Origin of the sequence: Mycobacterium gallinarum, from assembly GCF_010726765.1 — a bacterium.
Classification (GTDB): Bacteria; Actinomycetota; Actinomycetes; order Mycobacteriales; family Mycobacteriaceae; genus Mycobacterium; species Mycobacterium gallinarum.
This window is the reverse complement of sequence record NZ_AP022601.1, coordinates 5,319,932-5,342,168: the sequence shown is the minus strand read 5'-3', so window position 1 is coordinate 5,342,168 and position 22,237 is coordinate 5,319,932. Positions and strand designations below refer to the sequence as shown.

21 protein-coding genes and 1 pseudogene are annotated in these 22,237 nt (G+C 65.6%); 9 read left to right on the top strand and 13 right to left on the bottom strand.

The features are described 5' to 3' along the window. Positions 1–46: 46 nt before the first annotated feature. Entirely contained in the window at positions 47–733 is a 687-nt protein-coding gene (locus tag G6N42_RS26380; protein WP_232076345.1) for an alpha/beta hydrolase, read from the bottom strand. 171 nt (positions 734–904) lie between these two features. Between G6N42_RS26380 and G6N42_RS26375 the strand changes: the two genes are divergently transcribed. After that, complete coding sequence (locus tag G6N42_RS26375; protein ID WP_163734987.1) at positions 905–1,906, top strand: AraC family transcriptional regulator; 1,002 nt, start codon at positions 905–907, stop codon at positions 1,904–1,906. A gap of 11 nt (positions 1,907–1,917) precedes the next feature. Here the strand turns inward: G6N42_RS26375 and G6N42_RS26370 are convergent, their stop codons facing one another. Continuing rightward, positions 1,918–3,126, bottom strand: coding sequence for an NAD(P)/FAD-dependent oxidoreductase (locus tag G6N42_RS26370; RefSeq protein WP_163734984.1), 1,209 nt, complete (start codon positions 3,124–3,126; stop codon positions 1,918–1,920). Between the two features lie 109 nt (positions 3,127–3,235). Between G6N42_RS26370 and G6N42_RS26365 the strand changes: the two genes are divergently transcribed. After that, positions 3,236–4,762 carry an MFS transporter gene (locus tag G6N42_RS26365; RefSeq protein ID WP_232076343.1) on the top strand — a complete coding sequence of 509 codons (1,527 nt, stop codon included), beginning with the start codon at positions 3,236–3,238 and terminating at the stop codon, positions 4,760–4,762. A 2-nt stretch (positions 4,763–4,764) separates the two neighbouring features. Here the strand turns inward: G6N42_RS26365 and G6N42_RS26360 are convergent, their stop codons facing one another. Genes G6N42_RS26360 through G6N42_RS26335 form a run of 6 tightly spaced genes read right to left on the bottom strand, consistent with a single transcriptional unit; the run spans position 4,765 to position 10,633 of the window. Further along, positions 4,765–5,544: a TauD/TfdA dioxygenase family protein gene (locus G6N42_RS26360; protein WP_163734981.1), complete on the bottom strand. Its 780-nt coding sequence runs from the start codon at positions 5,542–5,544 to the stop codon at positions 4,765–4,767. After that, a complete protein-coding gene (locus G6N42_RS26355; protein WP_163734979.1) occupies positions 5,541–6,569 on the bottom strand; it encodes a D-alanine--D-alanine ligase family protein in 1,029 nt (342 codons plus the stop codon). The genes G6N42_RS26360 and G6N42_RS26355 overlap by 4 nt, the downstream gene beginning before the upstream one ends. After that, positions 6,569–7,900, bottom strand: coding sequence for an ATP-grasp domain-containing protein (locus tag G6N42_RS26350; protein ID WP_232076341.1), 1,332 nt, complete (start codon positions 7,898–7,900; stop codon positions 6,569–6,571). The genes G6N42_RS26355 and G6N42_RS26350 overlap by 1 nt, the downstream gene beginning before the upstream one ends. Beyond that, positions 7,897–8,721, bottom strand: coding sequence for an O-methyltransferase (locus G6N42_RS26345; RefSeq protein WP_232076339.1), 825 nt, complete (start codon positions 8,719–8,721; stop codon positions 7,897–7,899). Before G6N42_RS26345 ends, G6N42_RS26350 begins: the two co-directional genes overlap by 4 nt. Then, positions 8,714–9,931, bottom strand: coding sequence for a sedoheptulose 7-phosphate cyclase (locus G6N42_RS26340; protein ID WP_232076707.1), 1,218 nt, complete (start codon positions 9,929–9,931; stop codon positions 8,714–8,716). Before G6N42_RS26340 ends, G6N42_RS26345 begins: the two co-directional genes overlap by 8 nt. Before the next feature lie 36 nt (positions 9,932–9,967). Then, positions 9,968–10,633: an HAD family hydrolase gene (locus tag G6N42_RS26335; protein ID WP_163734973.1), complete on the bottom strand. Its 666-nt coding sequence runs from the start codon at positions 10,631–10,633 to the stop codon at positions 9,968–9,970. A gap of 199 nt (positions 10,634–10,832) precedes the next feature. On the opposite strand from G6N42_RS26335, the gene G6N42_RS26330 reads away from it, so the two are divergent. After that, positions 10,833–11,420 carry a TetR/AcrR family transcriptional regulator gene (locus G6N42_RS26330; protein WP_163734970.1) on the top strand — a complete coding sequence of 196 codons (588 nt, stop codon included), beginning with the start codon at positions 10,833–10,835 and terminating at the stop codon, positions 11,418–11,420. 78 nt (positions 11,421–11,498) lie between these two features. Here G6N42_RS26330 and G6N42_RS26325 read toward each other — a convergent pair whose 3' ends face one another. Next, positions 11,499–13,379, bottom strand: a complete 1,881-nt coding sequence (locus tag G6N42_RS26325) for a serine/threonine-protein kinase (protein ID WP_163734967.1) — start codon at positions 13,377–13,379, stop codon at positions 11,499–11,501. Between the two features lie 217 nt (positions 13,380–13,596). Between G6N42_RS26325 and G6N42_RS26320 the strand changes: the two genes are divergently transcribed. Continuing rightward, positions 13,597–14,472 carry a formylglycine-generating enzyme family protein gene (locus G6N42_RS26320; RefSeq protein ID WP_163734964.1) on the top strand — a complete coding sequence of 292 codons (876 nt, stop codon included), beginning with the start codon at positions 13,597–13,599 and terminating at the stop codon, positions 14,470–14,472. Between the two features lie 9 nt (positions 14,473–14,481). Here the strand turns inward: G6N42_RS26320 and G6N42_RS26315 are convergent, their stop codons facing one another. Then, on the bottom strand, positions 14,482–14,901 hold the full coding sequence (locus tag G6N42_RS26315) for a hypothetical protein (RefSeq protein WP_163734961.1): 420 nt from the start codon (positions 14,899–14,901) through the stop codon (positions 14,482–14,484). Between the two features lie 130 nt (positions 14,902–15,031). Here G6N42_RS26315 and G6N42_RS26310 point away from each other — a divergent pair, with 130 nt between their 5' ends. Beyond that, positions 15,032–15,826, top strand: a complete 795-nt coding sequence (locus G6N42_RS26310) for a TspO-related membrane protein (RefSeq protein WP_163734957.1) — start codon at positions 15,032–15,034, stop codon at positions 15,824–15,826. Here G6N42_RS26310 and G6N42_RS26305 read toward each other — a convergent pair. The 3 genes from G6N42_RS26305 to G6N42_RS26295 form a co-directional block, all read right to left on the bottom strand. Then, entirely contained in the window at positions 15,811–16,230 is a 420-nt protein-coding gene (locus G6N42_RS26305) for a pyridoxamine 5'-phosphate oxidase family protein (protein WP_174262171.1), read from the bottom strand. The genes G6N42_RS26310 and G6N42_RS26305 overlap by 16 nt on opposite strands. A 41-nt stretch (positions 16,231–16,271) precedes the next feature. Next, positions 16,272–17,132, bottom strand: coding sequence for a transglutaminase-like domain-containing protein (locus G6N42_RS26300; protein WP_163738308.1), 861 nt, complete (start codon positions 17,130–17,132; stop codon positions 16,272–16,274). Positions 17,133–17,257: 125 nt separating this feature from the next. Further along, entirely contained in the window at positions 17,258–17,476 is a 219-nt protein-coding gene (locus G6N42_RS26295) for a DUF3072 domain-containing protein (protein WP_163734949.1), read from the bottom strand. Between the two features lie 297 nt (positions 17,477–17,773). Here G6N42_RS26295 and G6N42_RS26290 point away from each other — a divergent pair, with 297 nt between their 5' ends. From G6N42_RS26290 to G6N42_RS26275, 4 genes and pseudogenes are all read left to right on the top strand, one after another. After that, the gene (locus G6N42_RS26290) at positions 17,774–18,088 is read left to right on the top strand and encodes a WXG100 family type VII secretion target (RefSeq protein ID WP_232076338.1); all 315 of its coding nucleotides are present in this window, start codon (positions 17,774–17,776) and stop codon (positions 18,086–18,088) included. Positions 18,089–18,091: 3 nt separating this feature from the next. Continuing rightward, on the top strand, positions 18,092–20,365 hold the full coding sequence (locus G6N42_RS26285; protein ID WP_163734943.1) for a TPR repeat domain-containing protein: 2,274 nt from the start codon (positions 18,092–18,094) through the stop codon (positions 20,363–20,365). Between the two features lie 138 nt (positions 20,366–20,503). Further along, a pseudogene (locus tag G6N42_RS26280) lies at positions 20,504–21,402 on the top strand (alpha/beta fold hydrolase). Between the two features lie 305 nt (positions 21,403–21,707). Further along, positions 21,708–22,151: an STAS domain-containing protein gene (locus tag G6N42_RS26275; RefSeq protein ID WP_163734938.1), complete on the top strand. Its 444-nt coding sequence runs from the start codon at positions 21,708–21,710 to the stop codon at positions 22,149–22,151. The last annotated feature ends 86 nt before the right edge of the window (positions 22,152–22,237 follow it).

Sequence of the window (22,237 nt, the reverse complement as noted above, 5' to 3'; positions counted from 1 at the left end):
GAATTTGCGCGGTGTGACATTTAGAGCCAGCTGGCGTGGGTCAAGATCAGAGCCCGACCGTCCCGTGCACGTGCGCGCGCAACCGCGCACCAAGCTCGGCCAGCGCGAGATCGGCTTCGGCGCACACACCCGCGTGGAGGTGGATGTCGTGCCACAGCCCGTCGGACCGCTGGTGCTCGACATCCGTTGCCACGCCGACGATCTTCTCCACCAGCGGATCCTCGCCCGCGCTCTGCAACACAATCGGCGGCAGATCCGCGAAGTTCCCGGACACCGGAGACACCACCGATGTGATCACCGGGCGGATCAAGCCCAACGCCGCCGGTCGCGCGATTCCCCTGTCCCGCAGCGTCATCGCCAGCGCCAGCGCCAACCCGCCACCCGCTGAATCACCCGCGATCACCGTCGTTTGAGGGTCCATGCCGGCTGCCAGCAGCGCCGTGTACACCTCGACCATCTCCTCAAGCGCCACTGCCTCCGGCGCCAACGAGTAGTCCGGCACCACGGCCGCCATCCACGCCGCCTCAGCCAGCCTGCCCGCGACGCCCCGATAGCCGTACGCGCTGCCCAGCCCGTACGCTCCGCCATGCAGATAGATCAGCGTTGCGTTGGCACCCAAGCTCACCGTCCGCTCCACCGGCACGCTGCCGACGACCTCTCGCTGCCAGTGCAGGCCCTCGAGCGGTCGCGTCAACGCGGTGACGGCGTCATACATCTTTCGGTCAACGCGCACCGAGTTCCGATGCGGCGCTAACGGCGAGCGACACCCCCTCAGTGCCGCCCGCACGATCTCACGACGAATCCTTCCCATGTGTCGCGTCATGCAATGAGAATGGCTGTCAGCACGCCTCCGAGTCTTGTCAAGATCGGACAAATTTTTACCATTTCGCGACAGAAAGCAACGATGGTCAACTTGATCCGGTCCACGGCGATGTGGGGCTACCCCGGGCTCGTACGCGAGCTCGGGGCAGACCCGGCGGTGTTTCTGGACCGTTTCGGCATCCCTTCGGGGACCGAGCTCGAGGTGGACACGTTCATCCCTTTTGCGTCGCTCGTCCGGATACTCGAAGCCACCGCCGAGGAGCTGACTTGCCCCGACTTCGGGTTGCGCCTGTCGGGCCGCCAAGGCCTGCACATCATCGGGCCCATTGCGGTGATCGTGCGCAGCGCGTCGACGGTGCTCAGCGGCATCGAAGCCATCGAGCGCTTCCTCTATATTCATTCCCCCGCGCTCACGCTGGCCGCCCAGCCACGCGACGATGGCGGCGTCGAGTTCATCTACGAAATCGTCGAGCTGGGAGTTCCTCACATCCAGGCTTACGAGCTGAGCATGGGCATCGCCGCGCAGATCGTCCGCATGCTCGGCGGGCCGTCATCGCGCCTAGACGCCGTCTCATTCCCGCATCCCCAACAGGGCACCGACGCCGCCTACCGTGACGCACTGGGCTGCCCTGTGTACTTCCAACGGCCGCGGGCCGGTTTCGAGCTGTCGGCGGAGCTAGCCGCCCGTGGCAACGAGAACGCCGACCCGCAAACACATCGCATCGCCACCGAATACCTTGAGGCGACGTATCTTCCGGCCAATGCCACGCTGTCCGACCGTGTGGCCGAGCTGGCACGCCGACTGCTACCCACCGGGCAGTGCACCGTCGAAGCGATCGCCGGTGAGCTCGCCATGCATCCGCGAACGCTGCAGCGGCGACTCGGCGACGAGGGTGCCCGCTGCCAAGAAATCATCGACCGCGAACGCCGAGCGCAGGCGGCACGCTACCTCGCCGAGCCGGACCTGCATCTCTCACAGATCGCCGGTCTGCTCGGATATGCCGAACAGAGCGCGTTGAATCGGTCGTGCCGACGCTGGTTCGGCAGGACACCGAGGCAGTGTCGGTTGGGGGCGCTGGTGTAGGAGCTACCCGGTCAGAGCCGACCTTTGAGGATGAGATTCCAGTACATCTGCGGCAGGGCGTAACGGTCGAACGCCCAGGCCCATCGACGCGGCTTCAGCGGATCGAGAAACGACGGCAATGAACTCCTCAGCGATCCCGTCCGGTCGAACTCGCCGAACATCAGCCGGTGCTCATCGGTCGCAATCGGCGCCACCGTGTACCCGTCGTACTCCTGGAATTGACCACCGCTGCGCGCCGCCAACAAGTTGTCGACCACGATCGCCGACTGCCGTCGTATCGCTCCGCCCGACGGGTCCGTGCCCGCGTTCGCCGCGTCACCCAGCGCCCACACATCGGCATGGACCCGATGCCTGAACGTCTTCGGGTCGACGTCGACAACCCCATGCGCGCCACCGTCGGCCAGACCCGACTCCTCGACCCAACGCGGTCCGCGAAACGGCGGAACAAGATGCAACAGGTCGTACGGCAGCTTCTGCTCGACGCCATCCCCGACGCGGACCGCCAGCTTCCGCTCCACGGGATCTATTCCGGTCACGGTGGCGTTGTTCAACACCCGCACGCCGATCTCGTCAAGGCTGCGCCGCAGCCGGTCGTCGATCTCTGTGACGCCCAGCAGGTTCGGCCGATCGACGACCAGGGTGATGTCGATGTCCCCGATGCGCCCCATCCGCCGCCAATACGCCGCCGCCAAGAACAGCGGCTTGAGCGTCGTACCGCTGCAACTCACCGGCGGCCGCGGCACCGTGAACACCGCATGCCCGGCCATCATGGACTCCACCAACTGCCATGTCTTCTCGGCGTGGTCGAGATAGTTGCTCGCAACCGCGTCGGTGTCGACCACGGTGAACACGTCGGCCAGGTCGTCGTCGTCGGGGACGAGTCCGGGCGCGAGGACCACGTCGGTGTACCTGTAGACGCGGCCGCTCTTGCATCGAACCGTCCGCAAGTCGGCATCCACGCCGACGGCAGAGTCCTGCAGCCACGTGCACCCATCCGGGGTCACCGACTCTTGCGTGCGCTCGGCGCTGCTGCGCGACGCCTGACCTCCACCGACGTACGACAACAGCGGCCGATATGTGTGCACCGCAAGCGGTTCCACCACTCCGACGCTGACCACTCCGCGCCGCAGCAGGCGAGCCGCCACGCTGAGTCCCGCGTTGCCGCCACCGACGACCAGGACGTCGAAGGAATTCTCGCTGTGCTCCGGTGTGACGTCCATAGACGAGCATTACCCGGTTCGACGTCCGGTACACCGGGACGTGCGACGGAACCCGTCGCCGCGTTCGAAACCTCCGCTGAGCAGCGGCGCGGCCAGTAGCATCCACTCGATGTCGACCGATTCCCCCGCTGAAGTTGGCGATCGCCACGTATCGGGACTAGCCGCCGTGATGACGGTGGCCGCCATGGGCATCGGTTACGGCATTGCCATCGGCGACCCGACCACGCTGTCGGCCAACCTGCAGGTCGTCGCGGCTGGTCTCCACATCACCGGCAGCACGTCGACGTTCGTCGCCAGCCTGGCCACGCTGACGATGGCCGCCACCGTGCTCAGTGCCGGCGCCCTCGGCGATCTCTACGGCATGCGCCGCATGTACCTGCTGGGCATGTCGGGCGTGATCGTGTTCAGCGCGCTCGCCGCCGCCGCACCGGTAGCAGCAGTGCTCATGATCGCTCGCGCCGGCGTCGGCGTGGCGTTCGCGTTCCTGATCGGGTTGTCGCTTGCGCTCACCAATGCGGTGTTCCCGCCGGGAAAGCGGGCGGCGGCGATCGCGGCCTACTTCGGTGCGGGATACGCCATCGCCACGCCGATGCCCGCGATCAGCGGTGCACTCGGACACGCGATCGGCTGGCGCGCATGCTTTCTCGTGGTGCCGCTTGTCGCGGTTCTCGGGTTGGCGCTCACGTGGCGATTCGTGCCCGAAACGCTGCGCGCCACCCGACGCCTCGACCTGCCCGGCCTGTTCCTGTTCGCCGTCGCGCTGCTGGGCCTCATCTTCGGCACCTCTCGCATGGAGACCGGCATCGACCTGACCGGCACCGCCTCCGTCGCGCTCGGCGTCGTGGCCGGCGCCGGGTTCGTGATGCGCGAACTGCACACCCCCGACCCGGCGCTGGACATGCGGGTGTTCCGCTCCGGCCGTTTCAACGCGGCGGTGACGGCCGGCGTCATGTTCAACATCGTGCTCGGCGGGTCCATGGTGCTGCTGGCGTTCTATCTCGTGACCATTCGTAAGGAATCCCACGAGCTGTTCGGGTTCCTGCTCATCCCCGCGACCGCGATGGCCGCACTGGCCGCCACCGCTGCCGGCCCGGTCATCCGCAAGGTAGGTCCCCGCGCGGTGATGATCACCGGGCTCCTCACCATGCTGGCCGGTCTGCTCGTGCTGAGGTTGTTCGACTTGGACACCGGGCGCACAGTCGTTTTCGTGACCTCGGCCCTGCTGGTCGTCGGCGGCGCGCTGGTCACCACCCCGCAGGCGACGATCATGATGAGTAGCGCACCTGACGATCTCGGCGGCGCGGTATCGGCGGTCAAGAGCGCGGTCAACGAGGGCGGTTACTCGCTCGGCCCGGCCTTGTTCGCGCTCATCGGAATCAACCTGTTCCTCACCGACAGCGTGCACGACCTGTCCAACTCCGGAATCAGCCGCGCGGAGACGCGCGAAGCGTTGGTGACGGCGCACGGTGGCCAGCAGGCTCACCTCGTCAATCCCGAGCAGGCACGACTGCTGGTGGAACAAGCGCCGCACAATGCAATCGACGCGATTCACACGCTGAGTCTGGTGATGGCCGTTGGACCGGTCGTGGCGATCATTATGGCGCTCTGGCTCATCAAGCCGACCGCCAAAGCGTGATCTCAACGCGGTGGAGGTTCCGTCGCGACCATGCCGCGGTGCAGCACCCGCCGCCCGACGACACCGGTGTGGTCCGCTTTGTGCATCACGCAGCGGTTGTCCCACATGACGACATCGCCGGGCAACCACGCATGACGCATGACGTTCTCGTCTCGCGTGCAGTGCTCGATCAGATGCTCGACCAGCGCCCGCCCATCCTCAGGCGTCAGGCCGCTGACCGTTGCGCACCGCGCCGGAGAACTCAGATACAGGGCCCGACGACCCGAGACCGGATGCTTGCGCACGACGGGGTGCACCGCGGACGTCTCGTCGTCGTCACCGACCTCGACGCCGGTGACGACGTGCGTGATCGAGCGCATCGCGACGTCTTGGCGGATGTCTTTCGGCAGCCTCTCGTACGCCCGATACTGGTTGGAGAACAACGTCTGTCCACCCGTCTCCGGTACCTCCACGGCGCGCAACGCCGTGTACGCCGGCGGAGTTCGGACGTAGCTCGTGTCGATGTGGAAGGTGGAGCGCGGCGGCGTCTTGCGGCCGACATTGCTCACGACGTTGAGGTACGGATGTCCGTCGACCGGCGTCTCCCCTGTCGTGAACATCAATTCGCCGAAGCTGCGCAGGAACCGAGTGAACGCGGCGTCGTCGATGCTCTGGTCGCGGAACACCAGCACGCCGTGCTCGCCGAGCAAGCGTTGCAGTACGTCGACGTGAGCCTGCCTGAGCGCGTCGACACGCACTCCGTCCACCACGGCGCCGACCGGGTTCAGCGCGGTGACTTTCATGCGCGGCTTGTCTCCCGGTCGAGTTCGGCCAACGCGTCGGCGAAGAGTTGCTCTACCGATATGCCCGCCGCCGCTGCCATCACCGCGATCACGCTGGTAGGCGCGAACGAGCAGTACGGTCCCGCCTCGAGGAACCATGGCTCACCGTTCGGATCGACGCGGAAGTCGAACAGGCTGTAGTGCCGGCACCCCAACGCCGCATGGGCGCGACGCGCGGCCTCCCATACCCGCTCGGTGATCGGGTCGTCCACGTCGACGATCCACGCGCGCTCGGCATCCTTGGCGACCAGGAACAGCTCGCCGTCGTCGCGGCGGGCCAGCTTGTCGGCGGCGTCGCGGACCGGCTTGGTGACGCTGTCGACGGCGTACTCCTCCAGCGGCAGGCATATCAGCTCGCCGTCGCGAACAACGATGCCGCACCGCACTTCTCGGCCCAATTCGACGTACGACTCGACCAGCGCGACACCGCTGTGCGCCAAGGCTGCGTTCACCGACGCTTCGTACTCATCCGCCTCGCGAACCAGCGATACGCCTGCCGAGTTGTCCGCACCGACAGGTTTGACCACGACGGGCAGTGACAGATCGGTCGGCGTGGCATCGTGCACGACGCGACCGTCCGGGATGTCCACACCCGCCCCGGCGACGATCGCTCGCGTCTTCGCCTTGTCGGCCGCAATGCTCATCACCGCAGCCGAATTGCCGACAAACGGAATGCCGACAACGTCCAACAGTGCGCGGTAAGACGTCATCCCCGGCATGCAGAACATCTGCGGCACAACCACACTCACATCGAGCGACGCGAGATGGGCAATGCCCTCGGCCGCAGACAGATACGGTGCCTCGGCAAGTGCAGCCGAGGACAGCGAGGTGGGAAACTGCCACTTCCCGCCCGGGGCTACGTACGCAACGCGGTTGTAATACATGTCCTGCAGGACATCCAGACATCCGCGGACGTACAGCGCCGACAGCTCGGCGTGAAACTCGTCGACCGGCGAACCGACGAGGTGCAGGACGGTCCTAGACACTAGTCGCCGCCCGTCTCGACCAGCTTGCCGATGTTGAAGTCCATCCGCGACCAGCTACCCCGACGGCGGAGGTTCTGCACCAGCAGCGACGGCATCTGCACGTGATGAACCGCGAAGAACGGCAACGGATCCCACCGAGTGAGGATCGCGTCAGTCCCGCGCAGGATCGTCGCCAGCCGGGCTCGGCGATTCGGTTGGGTGAGCAGCCGCCACACCTCGTGGTATAGCCAGTACGTCGGCCGCGAGGATGTCGTCGGGGTGATCATCGGATGCGCGTCGCGCAGATAGGCATCGGCCACGTCAGGATGGTCGTAGAACATCGTGATCGCCGAGTGCGTGCGCGGATTGCACTCGATCGCATACGCATGCCCGTCATCGGCTTCGATGAAGTCGAACGACAGCTGACCGGTCACACCCAGCGCACCGACGAAGCGCTCCACCCAGTGGAGGATCTCGGGCTTGTCGACCTGCGCGTAGTTGATCTGGAACGCCGAGGACTCGCAGCATGCATAGACCTGTAGGCGCCCGCCGCGCACCGTGCCGTGCGTGCAGTACTCCCGTCCCTCGACGAACTCCTGCAGAATCCACGGATCGTCTGCGGTGATGCCGAGGCTGCGGGCGAAATCAGCGTTGCGCGAACGGGTCTCGGCGGACAGCCGCGTGAGATCCATGCGACCGACCGGGTTGTATGCGATGCGCTTGAGGATGTAGTCGCGCCCCGGCGGGAAGTCGAACTCGTCGATCTGCGACGCGTCAATGATCCGGTGCGAGTCCGGCACCCGCAGGCCCAATGATCGCGCGATGCGCGAGAACTCGACCTTGTCGTCGACCAGCCGCACCGTTGCCGCATCGGCGTGTATGACCTCGCACACATCGTCCAGCAGCGCCCGAGCCTCGGCGTCGGGCACGCTCGCCGCCGGACTGCACACCGGCACATAGACATCCACTTTCTCCCGGCGGACGATGTCGCGCAGCGCCCTGGCGTAACCGGGAGACGTGGACTCCGGCACCACGTAGAACCGGTCGACGGCGCGTGAGAACCGGTGGCCGGTGAGCCGATACTTCTTCGACTCGACCAGCACCACGCGATGGCCTGCGGTGTAGAACGACCGCGCCAGCTGCAGCGCCTTCGTCATCTTGCCGCCGCTGATCAGCACCGTCCGTGGAACATCGGGAGCGCTGCGCGACAAGGGTTTCCGCGTCAGCAGGGCCACGGCGACCACCGCCAGATTCACCGGCGCCACGAGGCTCAACGCCAGTAGCGCCAAGACCGTCCGGCCGGCGCTGGGACGCGCCACCACCGGTTGCGCAACGACGGCCGTCGCGGTCACGTCGCCCGCCGGATCAAGGTCAATCCGTCTCGCAGCGGCAGCACCACCTGCTCGACCCGCGGATCGTCGGCCACCGCCTCGTTGAACGACGCGATCGCCTGCCCGTTCGCCGTCACTCCCACTCCGGTGTACGGCTGGCCCTGCATCAGCGTGTTGTCCACAGCGAGCACTGCCCCAGGCGCCAGCAGCGCGCTGTCGAGCAGCAGGTCCAGATAGGCCAGGTACCCCGCCTTGTCCGCGTCGATGAACACGAAGTCGAACGGCTCACCCGCGCCATCCAAGCGACGCAGTGTGTCCATCGCAGGACCGACTTCGACGGTGATGCGATCACCGACCGGCGAGTCGTCGAAGCATTCGCGCGCAAACGCCGCGACGTCGTCATCGAGTTCACAGGCCACGACCACGCCGTCGTCGGGCAGCGCTTCGGCCATGGCCAACGCCGAATACCCGGTGAACATGCCGATCTCCAGCACCCGCCGCGCACCGGCCATCCGGACCAGGAAGTTCAGCAGTTGCCCTTCGACATGGCCGGACAACATCTCCTGCTCCAACGCCCCGCCCGAGCGGACGTCCCAGGCGGTGGCGTTGGTGCGTTGCGCCAGTCGCGCCAGCGCCGGGGACGCGGGCGTCGTGCACCGCTCCAGGTAGCCGTCCAGACCACCGGCGAGATCCCGGACTCTGCCCAACCGTTGCAGCACCCGCAGTGGCGCCCCGCCCCACGCGTCCAACTCGGCGTATGCGTCGCACGATTCGGCGGCCAGGATGGTCGTCGGCGTGACCGGACGCGGGGCCGCGGTCAGCGACTCGTCGAGATCAGACACGGGCGACGGCAACGTCGGTCGGCGCCCACATGTCGACGCCGTCCCCGCCGCGGTCGAACTCCAGGCACAGCTTCTTGTGCAAAGTCATTGTGTCGGTGAGTTCTTCGACGGTGACGTCGTTGAGGAACGTGCACTGTCCGATCGGGTCGGGCACCGCGGCGCGCAGCAGCCCGTCGCGCGTCTTGAGGATCGCGGCGGTCGCCGTGCTGAGCAGTTCGGGGGTGAGATGCTCGCTGTCGAGCGCCAGCCCCAGAGAGCTCATGACATTGAGGACCCGGTCGCGGTCCGCGGCCGACAAGAGCCCCCGCTGCTCGGCCAGCGTCACCGACAGCGCCATGTCGATGTTGATGGCGTGCCCGTGAAAGAACGGCGTCGGCGGCGCGAGTTCAAGTGTGGGACTCCAGGTGTGGCCAAACGCGATGACCCGATCGAGGTCGATCTCGTGCAGGTTCGGCGCCTCCAGTTCGAGCATTGTCGCGATGGCTTGATGCGTCAGCCGGTGCCCGACTCTGCGCAGCTCGTCCGACCCGTCGAGATGGCCGAAACGGGTACGCAGCAGATCCGGGCCATACGTCTCCAACAAGGTGAAGATCTCCTCGTTGCCGACCACGGCGATCTTGATCAGCTCGGCCATGCCATTGCGTACCTGGTCGGTGGGCAGCGTCGCGAGGAACGAGAAGTCGAGGAACACCTTCTGCGACGCGTGGTACGCGCCCAGCCGGTTCTTGTTCTTGCCGTGGTTGACCGCGACCTTGATCGACACGCTCGCATCGATGAGCCCGATGAGCGTGGTGGGGATCCGAATGTAGGGCGTGTTGCGCCGGTAGCTCGCGCACGCGAAACCCGCGACATCGGTGGTCAGTCCGCCGCCGACGACGAGCACCGGCTCGGTACGCACCAGACCGTAGGCGTCGAACTCGGTGACGATTCGCTCGAAGGTGTCCAGCGACTTCGCCGTCTCGCGGATCTGCACCGGGACCACCGTCAGCGCGATGCCGTGGTGGTCGAAGTAGGTGTGGATGCGCTCGCGGTAGTGCGCGTAGACCGTCTCGTCGACGACCATCAGCGCGCGTCCGTAAGGGCGGTAGCAGTCGGCGAGCGCGGACTGGGTGCTGTCGAAGATGCCGTCGACGTAGACGAGGTCATACTCGATCTTCTCGTAACCCTCGACGTGAAAGGCGTTGTCGCCGGTGATGACTCGTGCCTGCATGTTGCTCACGATGTTCTCCTCGGGTCGCGGGGCGGGTCAGGCGGTGGCCAGCTCGGACAGACGGTCGAGGTCGATTTCGTCGACGGTTTCGGTCGCGAGACTGAAGTCGCCGCCCGCGGTGTTCTGGTTCGGGAACGCGACGCAGGCGATACCCGCCTCGACGGCGGCCTTGAGACCGCCTTCGTTGTCCTCGATGGCGACCGCGTCCGCCGCATCGACGCCGAGCTCGCTCAGCGCGAAGAGATACGCAGAGGGCGAGGGCTTGGGCTCCTCGACCGCCGACTTGTCGACGATGATGTCGAAGTCGCCGGCGTCGATCTCGCCCTGCAGTGCGTTGAGCAACGCGGCGATGTTCTCGCCCGAGGTGGTCGTGACGAGGCCGATTTTGTGCCCGCCCTCGCGCGCCCGCTTGATCGTCTCGGCGACGCTGGGGCGCGCCGTCACCGCCTGCGTGCCGAGCAGCTCCTGGAAGATCGACGACTTGGTGGCGTGCACCTCCGCGGCGTCGACGTCGTCACCGCAGGACGCGGCGTGGTCGGCGATGCGCTGCGCGCCACCGTTGGATCCGAGCATCTTCCGGTAGTCGTCCTGCGACCATTGCCAGTCGAGGCCGTACGCGGCGAATGCCTCGTTGAAGGCGCGGCGCTGCAGCTCCGATGTGTCGGCGAGTGTGCTGATGGACCCGAACAGGATTGCGGACATGGGAACGGCCTTTCCGTTGACTCGGCGTCGATGACTACTGCGATGCGAGCCCTGCACGACCCGCCCTCGTGGCGCTGAATCCCCGGTCCACTAATGGTCTAAACGTCCAATTGTGATTAATTCCTCCAATAATGGACACTCCGTCCATTAGATAACTTCTAGGCCAGTGTCAAGGGCCAATTCGCGAAAGGGCATCGCCGTGACTCCTGCTGAGCGCTTCGCCGCAGGCGACGGCGCGCAGGACGCGCGGGTAGCCCGCACCAGGGCCGACGTCTCGCGCGTCGCACTGCGGGTGCTGACGGACGAGGGCACGGATGCCTTGACGCACGGCCACGTGGCAGAGCTCGCCGGCTACTCGAAGACCACCCTCTACACGCACTGGCCGTCGCGGGTCGATCTCATCCTGCTGGCGCTCGGCGCGATCGGCGAGATGCCCCATCAGGAGCGAACCGGCGATCTGCGCGCGGACCTCGTCGGCGAGCTGACGATCTTCCGCAGGGTCGTGCTGGAGTACCGGCTCGATCAGATCCTGGCCGTGATGGCCCAGTGGGCGTCGGTCGACGAGATGGCACGGGTGCGCGATCAGATCAACACCGACGCGCAACGACCGATCCGCGGCATGCTCGCGGAGGTGTTCGACGGTGTCGAGTTGGAGGCGGCGATCTCCATGCTCGCCGGGGTGGTGGCGTGCCCGACGATCATGTTCGGGTCGGTACCCGACGACGACGTCATCGAGGCGGCCGTCGACCTGGTGTTGCGGGGCTCGAAGGGCAAGCGGTCGCGTTGACCTCTCGACAGGTGTCGCTCACCGAAGCTTGAACCCTTGGCGCTGTTTAAGTTCATCGAGCTGCGCACAACTTGAGACCTACGGAATCAGCTTCGTGCTCCCCGCAATGGGGTGTGTCGTGCTGACGATCTTGGCGATGCAGTTGTCCCGGTCAAAGCCTTGGTCGATGCACCATCCAATGACGTCGCGCCAGTCGTCAGACCACAGCCCGACGACGGTCACCCAGAAGTTGGGGCCGTCGTAAGTCGACCAATCACCCGACCACAGCAGCTTTACGTCTGGATAAATGTTCCGCAGCCGCAGGTGTTCGTCGAGGATTGCTTGGTTGTCCCAGGTGATGCCTTTCGCCACCAAGCCCACACGCTTGGAACTGATCTGAGGTATCCAGTGGTCGGCGAGGACAGCGGCGACCGACGGGCGATCGTCGCGCGCTATGGCTTGTAGCCGCGCAAGGCTTGCCTGCTCGACATCAGGAGTGGGCGTCACGGTGACTGTGCGTGTTGTTGACGGTTTCGGTGGCGAAGCCACCGTCGTCTCCGTGTCGGCGTCTGTAGTCCCCATCATCAACTCGACACCGGTCCTGGCTTCTTGCTCAGTGAAGCTCATCTGTTGCTGCTGCCCGACCTGCACTCGGTAGAACCGAGATCCGGCGGGAACGTCGCTCACCACGAACTTCAAAAGACACCCGTCGGTGCTAGCACTACTTCCGCCGATGGACCCCTTCGCGAGCAGCTTTCCTGCCTCGTCTTCCACGATGATCGGAGCGTTTGGGCCGACGTCGCCGAAACCCTTTGCGCCAGCGCACTTATAGCCTGCTGGCAATCCATTGGTCTTGACCAAGTCACTGCTCAGACGCACGTTTCCTGTGATGTCGAATGGCTCGGCGGTCATCGCGTCATCGGCTGGCTGCAAAACAACATATGCGACTAAGGCGATCACCGCGAGAACGGCGGCGGCAGCCGCGGCCACGACGATCCATTTGCGGCTGGACTTTCTCGGTTCCGGCGGAGACTCGGCTGCGTGCGCTTGGATTGGATACGTTGGGGGCGGCGACGCTACCGGAGCCATCATCGTGTCCACAGAATTGGGGCTCAGTGTTGCCGTCGTAATGGCCGCCGAATCTGCTGGCTGCTCGAGCGCACGGGCGAACTCCATGCAACTCGCGAATCTATCGTCGGGAGACTTGGCGAGGGCACGCGCCAGCGCTGTGTCGAACGGACAAAGGTCCGGACGCGTCGCACTTATCCTTGGCGGTTCTGTGTTCAGGTGCTTGCCGATGACGACTGCGGGATTGGAATGCTGGAACAGCTGCTCGCCGGTCAGCAGGTGGTAAGCCGTCGCCGCCAGCGAATATTGGTCCGTCCTGCCATCGACGTCGAGTCCCATCAGCTGCTCAGGTGCCGCATACGCGGCGGTGCCGACGGTCATGTTCGTCGCTGTCAGTGACCCGCTCGCGGTGTCGGCAAGGTCGCGGGCGACGCCAAAATCAGCGAGAAGGACTCGTCGTTCGCCGTGTTCGACATCGGCAACCATGATGTTCGCCGGCTTGACGTCTCGGTGCAGCAGATTCATGCCGTGCGCATAGTCGAGCGCACTCGCCACCGCCTCCACGATGTCGAGCACGAGGTCCTCCGGTACTCCATCCGGATGCTCCTGGAGGAGACGACCGGCGTCGATACCGTCGACGAAATCCATCGAAATCCACAGTCGCCCGCGGTACTTGCCGCGGTCGTGGATGCCCACAATGTGCGCGTGCCAGAGCTTCGAAGCGAGGTCCGCTTCTCGGTTGAAGCGCTCGATGTAGTCGGGGTCCGACGAGATATCTGACCGCAGCACCTTGAGTGCGTCGTGCCGAGGCAAGCGTGGGTGCCGCGCGAGGTACACCTCGCCCATGCCTCCTGCGCCAAGCTGCCGCTCAATCGTGTAGCCGGCAAACTTTGTACCGTTCCCCAACGGCATGACGTGGTGGTACCCACGAACGCATGCACGTTAACCGTCTTCGCGAAAGCAGCGGCCAACTATGTCCGCGTGATTCGGACACAAGTGCCAGAGACCCCTGGTACTGGTGACGGCCGTCGCCGGGTTGTGGTCCGGCATCGGAGCGTCCATTGGGTTAATCGCACATCGTCCCCGTCGCGCGTAGGCACCCACACGCCGACGTGCCTAACCTGAGACCGTGCTGACCGAACTGATCGACGTCCCCGGTGGTTCGTTCCGCATGGGCTCGAATGACTTCTATCCCGAAGAGGCGCCGGCACACACCGCCACCGTCGACGGGTTCGCGATCGAGCGCCACCCAGTGACCAACGCCCAGTTCGCCCGGTTCGTCGACGAGACCGGCTACGTCACGATCGCCGAAAAGCCTTTGGATCCAGCCGATTTCCCTGACGTACCGCCCGAGGATCGGGCACCGGGAGCACTGGTGTTCCAGCCCACGGCCGGCCCTGTCGACCTGCGCAACTGGCGCTTGTGGTGGACCTGGATGCCCGGTGCGTGCTGGCGGCACCCCCACGGACCGGAGTCGTCGATCGAGAACCTCGACGAGCACCCCGTGGTCCAGATCGCGTACCCCGACGCGAACGCCTATGCCCAGTGGGCCGACCGTCGACTGCCCACCGAAACCGAATGGGAGTACGGGGCGCGCGCGGGATCGACGACGGTGTACCCCTGGGGCGACGTCGTGCGACCGGGCGACGAATTGATGGCCAACACCTGGCAGGGCCGCTTCCCCTACCGCAACGACGGCGCCCGCGGCTGGACCGGCACCTCGCCCGTCGGCACGTTCGCCGCCAACCCGTTCGGACTCGTCGACATGATCGGCAACGTATGGGAATGGACGACCACCCACTACCGGCCGCGACACCGACCCGGCCAGCCCGCCAAGTCCTGCTGCACTCCGATGCTCTCGGCCAACCCCGCGGTGATGCAGACCCTCAAGGGCGGCTCACACCTGTGCGCGCCCGAGTACTGCCACCGCTACCGCGCGGCGGCGCGCTCGTCGCAATCGCAGGACACCGCGACGTCGCATATCGGTTTTCGCTGCGTGGACTGATCGGAGCGGTCAGTACGGCGTGATGGTCGTTCCGTCGATGGAGACGTTCATGCCGTGGACGCTCTTGATGTTGGTCAGACGCGTCCCTTCGATCGTCAACAACAGGCTCCAACCGTGATACCGATACGGCTGGCCGTTGACCATGGTCACTTCTTGGCCGGAGGTCGGACCGATACCGCCTTCGGCCCACGCGAACTTGCCGGCGGCGTCGACCGATGCGAGGGGACTGTCGACCGGAGCACCGACGAATCCCCGGGGGTTCTCACACGCGGCAGCCTCCGCGGTGACCACGCAGCGCACATTGCCGGCCGTGCGGAGGTACTGAGCCACCGGGTTGTAGGCGCCCGGCTGTGCCAATGCCGACGGGGCGATCCCACCGCCGGTGACCGCTGCGACCACCCCCAGAACTGCAGCAGATTGTCGTTTCATCCAAAACCCTTTGCCGAGGAGACGTCGTCGTCTCGGTGATTGTGCGCCTTCCCGCCATCGCGTATGTGCCGATTGGCATCCGCGGTGTGTCCGGCTACGAATACCTGGTGACGCACATGAGAGGAGACCGTTGACCACGGCAGAGACGCACAGGAGTGCCCCGTCGGTGCGGTCATGGCGGTGGATCGCCGCGCTGTTGGCGCTGACCCAGCTCGCCGCGCCCGTGATCGCGAATGCGGTGGCTCCCGACTTCCTGAAATCAGGAGCGACGAATCAGGCACTGATCACTCCCGCCGGCTACGCGTTCAGCCTCTGGGGACTGATCACTGCCTTGAGCGCGGCGACGGCCCTGGCGGTCCTGCGTTACGGCCTTGGTGCGTGGTGGGAGACGAGCGTGCTCGTCGACGCGAGCGTGGCGTTCATCGGATTCAGCGTCTGGCTTCTCGTGGCCGCGCAGGACTGGCTGTGGGTCAGTGTCGCGGTGTTCGCAGTGATGGTGTCGGCGCTGATCCACATCATGCGGCTGCTGGTGCGGCGGCGCCACGACCTGACCTGCCCGCCCTGGGTCGCGCTGCTGGCCACCGTGACATTCGGGCTCTATCTCGGCTGGAGCAGCATCGCGGTGTTCGCGAATGTCGCTGCCGCGCTTATCCAGAGCGGTGTCTCAGCATCGACCGTCTGGTGGCAATTCATCGTGCTGGCCGCCGCGGTCGTCTGCGCGCTGATCCTGACGAGGATGCTGCGCGGCACCCCCGGTTACGCGGCAGGGGTGGTGTGGGCGCTCGTGGCGATCGCGATCGGTGCGGCCGGGCGGGACAGCACGTTTCTATCGGCGACGGCCGTCGTGGCCACCGTGCTCGTCGTCACTGCGACCGTCGCGGCGATAGGACGTCAGCGCGCACGCGCGAATCATTCTTCTGAGTAGTCGAAACTCAGCCAGCGCTGCGGCCGCATCCGGATGAGCACCGACGTCGGGGTCAGGTTCGCGTCGGTGAACTGGTTGCCCGCCTCCTCGCCGAGATAACGGACGGCTATCGGGCGTGCATCGGTGTCGGTCGCGGGGCTGATGTCTGTGACGTCACCCTCGGCGGTGACGTACTTGTACGGCGGCTGCTCATCCTGAGCGGTGATGGAGAACCGACCGGCGTCGCGAATCAACCGGTGCTTGAGCGAATCGGATTCGGTCCACAACAGCACGTCGCCACCGGGTTCATACCCGTACCAGATCGGGACACTCAGCGGCGCACGGTCTTTACGTTCGACCGCGATCACCCCGACGTGCAGATCGGACAGGAACTTCTCGCGGTCATCGCTGCTCATCTTGGCCATATACGGCCAAACCGCGTCCCGCCGGATCGCATTCCCAGGCGTCAGTGCAGCGAGACGAGATCGTGCACGGAGTCATGGGGCAGCGGTCCGTCGACGACGGCCGTCACCTCCATGTTCTTCAACGTGATCGCGCCCTTGTGGTTGTCGAGAAAAGCGGTGTCAGCGGCGTCGCGTCCGGTGGCGATGCGGACCATGGACTGCCGCGGAGCCAGGCACGTCGCATCGACGACGCGCCAGACTCCCTCGACATACGCCTCGGCGACGGCATGAAAATCCATCGGCTCACAACCCGGGGCGTACACCGCGACCAACCGAGCGGGCACGTTCACGGCGCGCAGCAGGGCGACCACCAGATGGGCGTAGTCGCGGCACACGCCGGCGCCGGCCAGCACGGTGTCGGCCGCGCCGTCGATCGGGTCACTGGATCCCGGTACGTAGTTCAGCCTGGTGCCCACCCACGACGACACCTTCTCCAGCAGGGTCTCCGAATCGGCATACTCCGCGAATTCCGTTGCGGCGAAACCATAGAACTTGTCGGCCTCGGCGTAGCGACTCGGCCGCAGATAGGTGATCAGGTCGATGTCGTGCACCGGCGCGGGCTCAGCGTGCCCGTAGACCGTCGCCGTGTAATTGGCGGTGACGGTGCCCTCGGGCGCGGCAAAGCGGTGGATACGCGTGCCGTGCTTGCCGATGACCTCGTCCGGGGTGACGGGCTTGCCGTTGCAGGTGAAGGTGAGCGACTCGGTCACGCGTGCACCGGGATGATCGGCGATGGCGATCTGGAACTCGAGCATGGTGGGCGACGTGACGTCCACTTCGAGTTCGGCACCGACGTCGCGCTTGAGTTCGTCCGTCGGTGCGACGTCCGCCGCGCCCGCAGTTGATCGTCGCCACTTAGGCATCTCAGCCATCGCGCACCACTTCCGTCAAAGGCATCACCTCAGACGTCAACAGCGATCTGCTTAGCCGGCGACGCGGGTGGGAGTAACCCTAACGGCGTTCGCGGAGGTCGGCAGCGCGAGAAGTGCTACGAGCTGCCCGATCGCCCGGTCTGCTGCTGCAGCTCGTCGATGAGCTCGGACGCCTGCGCCTTGGTCAGGTCGTCGGGGATATCGCGGCCCGCCTCCTGGGCCAGGGTGCCGAGGTAACTGCGCTGCGGGCCGGTCATGGGCTCGTCGCCGGTCACCCAGTCGGAGGTGTCCTTCTCGGCGTTCTCCATCGGGGCTTGCTGAGTGTCATTGGTCATCGACGCAGAATTGCCATCGCACATGTGTTCGAAACATGCTCGTGCCAGCCAGCTGGCCAGCAAACCCAGCTCGGCCCAGATGAATGCAAGAATCGCGCGCAAACGCAGCGCCACGACGGACTGCAGCGGACTGTATCGCCGAAAATCCTGCCAGCGGGCCATGTGTAGATCCGCGTGACCAGCACTGACGCTCATCGGCACCGAGGCGGCCGGAAATTGGCGAACAGGGGGTGCTCAGACCAGTGGTAATGTTTCAGCAAACATAAAAGCTGCTATCCGAGGGTGGGGTTGTTCGACATGGGCAAGAACTTGGAGGTCGATCCGGTCGAGGTGCGGATGGCCGCCGACCACGTCGATGTGGCCGCCGACGGTCTGCGTTCAGACCACGGCGTCGCACAGGAACGCATCGGCACCGCCCAGGCCGGCTGGATCGGGACCAGCGGCGACGCGCTCGCCAAGGTCGCCACCAAGTGGGAGGAAGACACCACCCGCCACTACAACGAGCTCATCGCGCACGTCGAGGGTTTCAAGTCAGCGGCGGCGAACTACGTCGGCACCGACAACCAGCAGTCCACCGAGATCGGAAACGCGGGTCCGGATCTGGGGCTGTAATCCGTGGGGATAACGCTTGCCGACGTCCAGAATTGGCAACCCGAGCAGATCGACGAAGTGTCACAGGCCGCAGCGCAACGCGCCCGCACCAGTGGCGAAGCCGCGGAAACGCTGCGCAACCTCTCGGTGTTCGGGACGTGGAAGGGTGAAGCCGGCGAGGCCGCGCAGCAGGCCATCAACCAATCGGCCACCACGCTTTCGCTGTCGCAGAAGGAAGCCTTCCTCGTCGCGATGGGCGCGGGGAAGGCCGCCGGTGACGTCCGCAAGGTGAAGAACGACCTCCAAAGCCTGCTCGATTACGCCAACGCGGCTCCGCATGTCCAGATCGACCTGGCCACCAATACGGTCACCCCGCCCGACACGACCGGCTGGCCCGACGAAAAGATCGAGGCGCTGAGGGCGAAGACCGAAGAGGTCGAGAACCGGATGGTGGCCGTGCTGGCCGCCGCCGAGGAAGCCGATGCCGACTTGGCGCGGGTGCTGACCGCCGCGACCGGCGGCGAGCCCGGGCTTCCCGGGGAGCAGGGCACCAACGACGGACAGTCACTTCAGGACGGCCAACTAACGCCGGAGGAGATGGCGCGTCTCGAGGAGAACACCAACCTGACGCCCGAGCAGCAGGAGGCGTTGGTCCGCGGCGATCTGGTGCTGCCCACCAGCCAGATGGAGTACCTCAACAACTTGTCGCGGTCGCTGGATGGCAAGAGCCCGGCCGAGATTCGCTCGATGATTGACCAGATGAACGCCAACGGCCAGAACGGCGGCGCCGTCGCCGACGCGCTGCAGCTACTGGGCAACGAGAACATCAAGACGGCAGGCGACCCCGCCGAAGGTGTGCCGACGCAAGGCGGTATGGCGAACCTGCCGTCAGGTATCCGCGAAACGTTCGAGCGGCCCACGCGCGGTCCCGCTGTGCCGACACCGGGGACCAACGATCAGGGCAATCCGACGATCGAGATGCCCGACATGGAGAAGCCGTTCCCCGAGTTGGACAACTACCGCGATGTCGCGGCGATCGTGTCCGCAGGCGACGCCAATTTGCAACACGGCACGGCAATGGACAAGGCGCTGCTCGACAAGTCGGAGGAGATCCTGCACGGCTTGCACAGTCCTCCCCACATCCCGTGGGAAGCCAACCCTGACATGTCACAGCGACTGATCGACCCTGCGTTGCAGGACATGCTCAACGCGGCGGGCCGCGACCAGATGGCTGTGCACGACGCACTCACGGGGCCCGAGAACGGCGAGTTCATCGGCGACCTCTTCAAGCACCAGTGGGCCGACGACGGCGCCGCGGCCGGCACGCTGCTCAACGGCACCGGTGCGGTGCCGACCGACCTAACGGACCCCACCCAGCTCGCGCAGGCCACCCGCGTCGCAGAGACGATGCACGCGGTCGACGCATATGTCGGCACGGGTGCCAACGCCGACCAATTGCTCGACATCCCTGGCACCGGCGGCCAGTCGGTCGGCCAGGTCAACCCCGAGCTCACCCAGGCACTCGCGGAGGCCAACAAGCCGTTCATCGACGACATGCTCGGCAACAAGCTCGACAGCAGCACGGGATTCGCGCCGCTGGACGACCTGACAAACCCGGAGATGCCGGTCATGCGGGATCTGTTCGCAGTGATCGACAGCGACAAGGACGCTGCCGGAATCCTCAACAGCCAGGCCTATGCCAACGGCCTGCAGTACCAGGCCAACTTCGAGCAGTCCGTCATCAAGGGCGAGATCCCGAACGCCGGCGATCTGCAGTCGGCAGGCACGCTGCGCGGGGTGATCGACACCGCCGCCAGGATCGCCGACAACGACGCCATCGAATACGGGAACCTGCAGGACGTGAAGGCCTACGAAAGCCGCGGCATGTGGTTCGACATGGGCAAGACAATCGCCGGCGAGATCCCCGGCGTCTCGGCGATTCTGGACTGGAACGGCAAGATGCCCGGCGATCCGCTGCACCAGATGTTCGTTGGCGATGCACCCGCGGGCGCGAATATGGAGCACGTAAAGCAGGAGACCTCCGAGATGATGCAATACGCCGTCGCCGCGCGGCTGCTCGACTCGAACATCGGGAACGCGGGCGTCTTCGAGCAACTGAATCTGATCGATCCCGAGACCGGGGAATTCAAGCCACTCACAGCGAATCTCGACAACTTCCGTTCAGCGTTCAACAGTTACTTCGTGGGTATCGACCCGGCGGTGAAGTCGGCTATCGACGGCTACGCGGACGGCTACCGGGATGCGCTGCCCACGGGGGAACCCCACACGGGAGGATGACCCGAACATCAGGGCCACACTCGACGCGCCGCCGACGCCCGAGCCCGCGGCGCCCGGCTGGCCGGAGGGGGCCTGACCGGCCCATACCGCGAGATGCAAAGATTCTGGCAATTACAGACAAAGGAGTCTTTGTAGCGCATGAACATGCTCAATCTCTGGCGGCGACCGCCCGGCGTGCCGGCCATCGAGAACCCGCGGGCCGAGGGACGGTTCCATCTTCCCGACGGCCGCCGCATCGGCTATGCCGAATACGGTGATCCGAACGGCCCGGCTCAGGACTGTCCGACCCGCACGTCTACGACTCGGTCTCCGACTTCGCAGACGACATGGCGTGTGTGGCCGACGCGCTCGGCGCCGCACGTCTCGGCGTCGTCGGTCTCTCCGGCGGCGGACCCTACGCGTTGTCCTGTGCGGGCACCGGCGCGCTGGCCGACCGCGTCGTCGCGGTCGCCGTTCTCGGCGGGGTGACCCCATCCGTCGGGCCGGACGCCACGGCGAGCGGCGCCATCGCCTTGGCCAGCCGCTTTGGCGCTGTCCTGTCGAGAATGCGCGAACCGTTCGCGCGCATCACGGCCGGACTGCTCCTGCCGATCATCCCCCTCGCACACGTCGTCTACCTGGGACTGACCAAGGTCATGCCCGCCGGCGACCAGCGCGTCTTCAGCGATCCCGACATCGAGGCGATGTTCATCGACGACCTCATCCACGTGCTCGACGGCAAGGTGCCGTTCCAGGCCCTGCTCGACGATGCCCGACTCTGCGGACGCGACTGGGGTTTTCGACTCGCGGACGTGAAGGTGCCGGTGCGGTGGTGGCACGGTGATGCCGACTCCATCATCGGATTCGACGACGCCAAGGCGGCCAGCGAGCGGCTACCCAACGCCGAGCTCATCCTCATGCCACAGGAGAGTCACCTCGGTGGGTTCGCGGCGGCCGACGAGGTGCTCGGATACATCGCCTCCTACCTGTTGGCCGCGGGCGAGGACGTCAAGACGGGCGACATCAAGCCAGGGACGACTCAGCAAATCGTTAGGTGATCGCGCATCGCGACACCAGCAGGCGATTTACCAATGACGCCTCGGCACCGCTACGGATTCCGTCGCCCATAAGTGCAGTTACTGATACGCACGCAAGATGACATTTAGTCAAGCTGACCAAAAGTCTTGCAGCCGAACAAAACTGGAAATTTTCTCAAGCTGCAGACGGGCGACGAAATCCGTACTATCCTCAACTTTGGTTGAGTTCCCAGCCCGCCGGCAGCGCCGCACTGGTGCCGCGTACTGGACTCATTCCGGGACGTTCTCCGGCGACACCTCTACAAAAACGATCTTGGGGTTGTGCAATGAGGGATGGGACCGTGCGTATCGGTCGGCCGGATCCTGCGTCGGTAGATGAGCATCGACAATGCGGCAGAGCGACGTTTGCAGTGCGACGGCTCGCTGCGTCACGCCTGGCCATCGCGGTGATCGGCGACATCGACGCCGGTAACGGACGCGAGCTCGGCCGCTTCGTCGAACAGCACACTGGAATCTCGCGCCAACTGGTGCTCGATCTTCGGGCCGTCGACTTCGCGGGCACCCAGGCCTTCACGGCGATCTATTACATCAGCGTCCACTGCGCCCGAAACGACGTCGACTGGATCCTGGTCGGCAGCCACCCCGTGCGACGCCTGCTCTCGATCTGCGACCCCGACGGTGAACTGCCGCTCGCCGACGACCTCACGTCGGCGCTGGAGCGCCTGACCCGCACGGCGCGGTGCCACCAGCACGTTCGATCTGCGGTCTAGCTTCCGCCTCATCTCGCAGTTGCTCGCGAACTGAGCAGGTAGTCCCCGACGGCGAAACGCACATTGACGCTCTCGACAAGACATTC

Coding starts and splice junctions, on each gene's coding strand:
- G6N42_RS26375 (WP_163734987.1), top strand. CDS start 905: ATGGTCAACTTGATCCGGTCCACGGCGATGTGGGGCTACCCCGGGCTC.
- G6N42_RS26370 (WP_163734984.1), bottom strand. CDS start 3,126: ATGGACGTCACACCGGAGCACAGCGAGAATTCCTTCGACGTCCTGGTC.
- G6N42_RS26365 (WP_232076343.1), top strand. CDS start 3,236: ATGTCGACCGATTCCCCCGCTGAAGTTGGCGATCGCCACGTATCGGGA.
- G6N42_RS26360 (WP_163734981.1), bottom strand. CDS start 5,544: ATGAAAGTCACCGCGCTGAACCCGGTCGGCGCCGTGGTGGACGGAGTG.
- G6N42_RS26340 (WP_232076707.1), bottom strand. CDS start 9,931: ATGCAGGCACGAGTCATCACCGGCGACAACGCCTTTCACGTCGAGGGT.
- G6N42_RS26335 (WP_163734973.1), bottom strand. CDS start 10,633: ATGTCCGCAATCCTGTTCGGGTCCATCAGCACACTCGCCGACACATCG.
- G6N42_RS26325 (WP_163734967.1), bottom strand. CDS start 13,379: ATGCCGTTGGGGAACGGTACAAAGTTTGCCGGCTACACGATTGAGCGG.
- G6N42_RS26315 (WP_163734961.1), bottom strand. CDS start 14,901: ATGAAACGACAATCTGCTGCAGTTCTGGGGGTGGTCGCAGCGGTCACC.
- G6N42_RS26305 (WP_174262171.1), bottom strand. CDS start 16,230: ATGGCCAAGATGAGCAGCGATGACCGCGAGAAGTTCCTGTCCGATCTG.
- G6N42_RS26300 (WP_163738308.1), bottom strand. CDS start 17,132: ATGCCTAAGTGGCGACGATCAACTGCGGGCGCGGCGGACGTCGCACCG.
- G6N42_RS26295 (WP_163734949.1), bottom strand. CDS start 17,476: ATGACCAATGACACTCAGCAAGCCCCGATGGAGAACGCCGAGAAGGAC.
- G6N42_RS26290 (WP_232076338.1), top strand. CDS start 17,774: ATGGGCAAGAACTTGGAGGTCGATCCGGTCGAGGTGCGGATGGCCGCC.
- G6N42_RS26275 (WP_163734938.1), top strand. CDS start 21,708: ATGAGGGATGGGACCGTGCGTATCGGTCGGCCGGATCCTGCGTCGGTA.